Raw genomic sequence first — 3,954 nt, forward strand, 5'->3', positions numbered from 1 at the left:
CGGAGCCCACTTCGAACGCGGCCACCTCGTCGAACGCCCCGAGACTCACGCAGCCTGAACAACCTCAACTGATCCACAGGTCTTGACTATTACTCCACGATGGGCACCCACCAGTCGATGCCGACCGCCTCGTTCAGGGAGGAGGAGGTCAGCAGGCCGTACTGATAGGCCCGTCCGGGGGTTGGTGCCCTCGACGCGGATGTCTCGTGCGGCGTCCGGCGGCACCCCGTTCGCGCCGGTCAGCAGGTGTAGCCCGCGGCGCTCCAGATCCGCCACGTAGATGAGCAGGTCGGTGAAACCCGCCGCCCGGGCATGCTCGCCGGCCACTTCCGGCAGCGCGTCCAGCGGCATCAGGTGACTGGCGTCGAGCATCGCCCGCCCGCTTCACGGCTCACGTCCACGGTGTGCCTTTCTGTGCTGCGAGAGGCCGAGTTCCCTGCTGCAGGAGGGTTACCCACCCGGACAGCAGCAGCGGAAGGCCGCGGACGCGGGCGGTTCACCGTTCATTCGGTATCCGGTCCCCTCCCCCGGCGGAGGTGCGCAAGGGCGGCTCGCAGCAGTCGACGTCGACTGCTGCGACCGCACCTCGGACCGCAGCCCGCCGTCCGGTACGCACGTTCCGAACAAACTCGTGGGCGAGCCCGGTCGGGTTCCGGAGCCGGCCCCGACCGGCCGGGGCTGTGGTGCGGCGGGCCGCGCGGGTGCCCTTCGGCCGGGGCTCAGGGTGCTCAAGACGGGGGTCCCTCCCCGCGGTGCGAAGTGGTGGAGGAGGCGGGGCGGCTGTCGGTGGCCTCGTCCTGATGGCCGGTGCCGGTGGGGGTCTCGCCGTTTTGGCCGCGGGTGGCGATCAGCGACCAGACGATGGAGACGGTGATCGTCACGACGATGACGCCCAGGGTGAGGGGGATGGGCAGCTTGCCGACCGGGGTCTCGGACAGGATGAGCTTGACGCCGGCGAAGGCGAGCAGGACCGCGAGCCCATAGTGGAGGTACGTGAAGCGGCGCAGGAGTCCGGCGAGGCAGAAGTACAGGCTGCGCAGGCCGAGGACGGCGAAGGCGTTTGCGGTCCACACGATGAAGGTGTTGGTGGTGATCGCGAGGACGGCGGCGACGGAGTCGACGGCGAAGATGAGGTCGGTGGCCTCGATCGCGACCAGGACCACGAACAGCAGGGTTGCGACGCGCTTGCCGCTGACGCGGATGAAGAACTTGTCGCCGTGGAACTTGGGGTCGGTGGGGATGAGCCTCTTGACCAGGCGGACGACCGGATTGCGGTCGGGGTGGACCTCCTCGTCCTTGGAGACCGCCATCTTCCAGCCGGTCCAGATCAGGAACGCGCCGAAGAGGTAGGCGGTCCAGAAGAACACCTGCAGCAGCTCGGCGCCGATGAAGATGAACACCAGCCGGAAGGCCAGGGCACCGATGACGCCCCAGAACAGCACCTTGTGCTGGTAGGCGTCCGGGACGGCGAAGAACGAGAAGACCAGCGCGAAGACGAAGACGTTGTCGATCGACAAGGCCTTTTCGATCAGATAGCCCGCGTAATAGGTCGAGGACGCCTCCCCGCCCTGCCAGGCCCACAGGATGAGGCCGAAGCCGAGTCCGATGGCGATCCACAGGCCGCTCCACAGCGCGGCCTCGCGGAAGCCGATCACGTGGTTGTCGCGGTGGGCGATCAGGTCGACGGCGAGCATCACGCCGATGCCGACGGTGACCGCGGCCCACACCCACAGCGGGACGGCGAACGACAGTTCATTCATGGTTGCTCGGCTTCCTGGACGGAGACGGAGAGGACAAAGACGCGAAGAGGGGGAGGGTGGGGGTGCCGGGCCCTGGCAGACATGCGGAGGGTGAGCCGGGCCCGGGCCGCCGGTCGGGCTTCACATAGGCGCTCACCTCCCGGTCACGCCGCTCACCGTGAGGCGGTGGTGCGGCGGCGCGGGCGCATCGCAAGGGCGACGCACATACCGCCGACGGTCCGGTCCACCGCTGCGGGCAGCCACGACGGGGCGAGTGCGGTCAGGGTGTCCATCACGCTTCCTCGGCCATCGGCCGGACGGCGGTGGGCAGGTGGCGTTGGGCGAGGGTCCACACATTGCACACCCCGACCGGGGACAGGTCGGCCGGACCCCGGGTCGGGGCCCGGCACGGTGAAGCGGGTGGGGGCGACGGCGTGGACGAAGGAGCCTCCGCGTAGGGCGGAGGCGTCGGTCAGGGTGTGCGCGTCCACACCGGCCGGACCCCGGCTGAAGGCCACCACAAGCGGTGAGTGGTGGCGGGCGGCCCGGGCCGGCACCCCGCCCGCGGCCCGCAGCCGCTGCTGCGGGCCGCCTTCGGCCGGGACTTGGTGGGCGACGGGGATGTAGCCGATGCCGGCGTCGCGCAGGCGGGGCAGCACCCGGGTCAGGAACATCCGCGCGGTGTCGAGGTCCGCGCGGTGCGGGCCGGGGACCCGCAACTCGGCGGCCGGCAGCACCGGTGCCTTGTGGGCGGCGGCCCGGCGGACGGCGGCATCCCCCACGGCGATGCCCTCGGGCCGGTTGGCCACCAGCGCGGTGACCGGATGCGGCAGCGATGCGGGCAGCACCAGCGTGCCGGGGGCGGCGGGACGGGGCAGGGCCGGGGCAGACATCGCGATCCCCTTTCAGCGGGGTCGAAGCCAGTGGTGGGGGCGTGTTCAGCGCCACCTGCCACCTCGATTCCCGCCAAAAGTTACGCGAAAACATTTTCGGCAATATTGTTTCACGAAAGCGTATTGTTCATACGAAGGCGGCTTCGTATGATGGAGGTCATGACTCAGCCCTCTGCCGCGCGCGGCGGCCAGTGGACGTTCCTGACCAATCACGCCCGTGTTCTGATCGCCCTCGCCCGGGACTCGGAAGCGCGCGGACGCGATGTCGCCGACCAGATCGGCATCACCGAACGCGCCGTACAGTTGATCGTCGCCGACCTCGAGGCGGCCGGATACCTCACCCGCACGCGGGTGGGCCGCCGCAACCACTACACCATCGACCCCACCGTGGCCCTGCGCCACCCGGCCGAGGCCGACCATCCCGTCGGCGACCTGCTGACCACCTTCCTGCATCGCGAGGACATCCCCGCCACCAACACCGAGCACGCCGCGTCCTGACGATCCGTCCAGCGTCCCGCCACAGCGCCAAAGAGCGTGACATCGGCCCCGGTACGCCCCCTCCCGCGGGGCGCACCGGGGCCGACTCCCCTGCCCGGCTGCACCTGTCAGACGGGAGGGCAGGGCGCGGCAAGGGGCGCCCAGGGCACCGGCGAGGCCGCATGAACGAACGGACCGCCGCGGATCGCGGCCGCCTGCATCACCGTGCACGCGTCCAGCCCCGCCGGCCCGCTGCGCGACACCACGATCGCCGAGCAGCCGTGGGCGACAGCCACGTCCAGCAGGCCCTCCGCCTCACCCAAGCCCCCCGCCCGGCTCGCGTGCCGATGACAGATGGCCGGCCGGCAGTCGATCCCGGCCCGGGCCACCCGCGGCAGCACCCTCCCCAGCACCGCGCGGGCCGCCACCCCGTCCGGGCATGGTGCCAGCCGCGGCGGCAGCGGGGGCATCCTCGTGCACGCGCTCCGCTGCGAATACCTCGAAGGCGGGCGGCCCACAAAGCGGGCCGGCCAGGGCGCGAGGCCCTGGCCGGCTCTGTGCGCCCACGAGGCGCAAGGACATTCAGCGGCGTCCGCCACTGACCGCCGACAGCGGTATGACGCTGCCTGCGATGTTCAGTGCATCGCGCGTGAGGCGCCCGGGTCAGTGCTGGTTGAGGGGGAGGGCGATGTCGACGACCGTCCGGTTGGCGGGGAAGGTGCCGACGAGGCGGGCCTTGCCGGTGAGGACGTCGATCTTGTAGAACTTCTGCTTTCCGGCGGTGGACAGGGTGGCGAAGCCGTGGTTGGTGCCGTCGGAGGCGCGGTAGTAGATGTCGAACCCTG

Annotated in this window: 5 protein-coding genes; 1 reads left to right on the forward strand and 4 read right to left on the reverse strand. The window is 70.8% G+C overall.

The features are described from left to right. Positions 1-45: 45 nt before the first annotated feature. From ABT296_RS38405 to ABT296_RS38415, 3 genes are all read right to left on the reverse strand, one after another. Complete coding sequence (locus ABT296_RS38405) at positions 46-372, reverse strand: hypothetical protein (protein WP_351934759.1); 327 nt, start codon at positions 370-372, stop codon at positions 46-48. 356 nt (positions 373-728) lie between these two features. Then, entirely contained in the window at positions 729-1,760 is a 1,032-nt protein-coding gene (locus ABT296_RS38410) for a TerC family protein (protein WP_351934761.1), read from the reverse strand. A gap of 152 nt (positions 1,761-1,912) precedes the next feature. Then, positions 1,913-2,632: a hypothetical protein gene (locus ABT296_RS38415; RefSeq protein ID WP_351934763.1), complete on the reverse strand. Its 720-nt coding sequence runs from the start codon at positions 2,630-2,632 to the stop codon at positions 1,913-1,915. 159 nt (positions 2,633-2,791) lie between these two features. Between ABT296_RS38415 and ABT296_RS38420 the strand changes: the two genes are divergently transcribed. Next, positions 2,792-3,130, forward strand: a complete 339-nt coding sequence (locus tag ABT296_RS38420) for a helix-turn-helix transcriptional regulator (RefSeq protein WP_351934765.1) — start codon at positions 2,792-2,794, stop codon at positions 3,128-3,130. Between the two features lie 642 nt (positions 3,131-3,772). On the opposite strand, the gene ABT296_RS38425 is transcribed toward ABT296_RS38420, so the two are convergent. Next, positions 3,773-3,954: DUF4394 domain-containing protein (locus ABT296_RS38425; RefSeq protein ID WP_351934767.1), on the reverse strand; the 182-nt coding region annotated here is incomplete at its 5' end.

This window comes from Streptomyces sp. NPDC000983, from assembly GCF_040299205.1.
Lineage (GTDB): Bacteria > Actinomycetota > Actinomycetes > Streptomycetales > Streptomycetaceae > Streptomyces.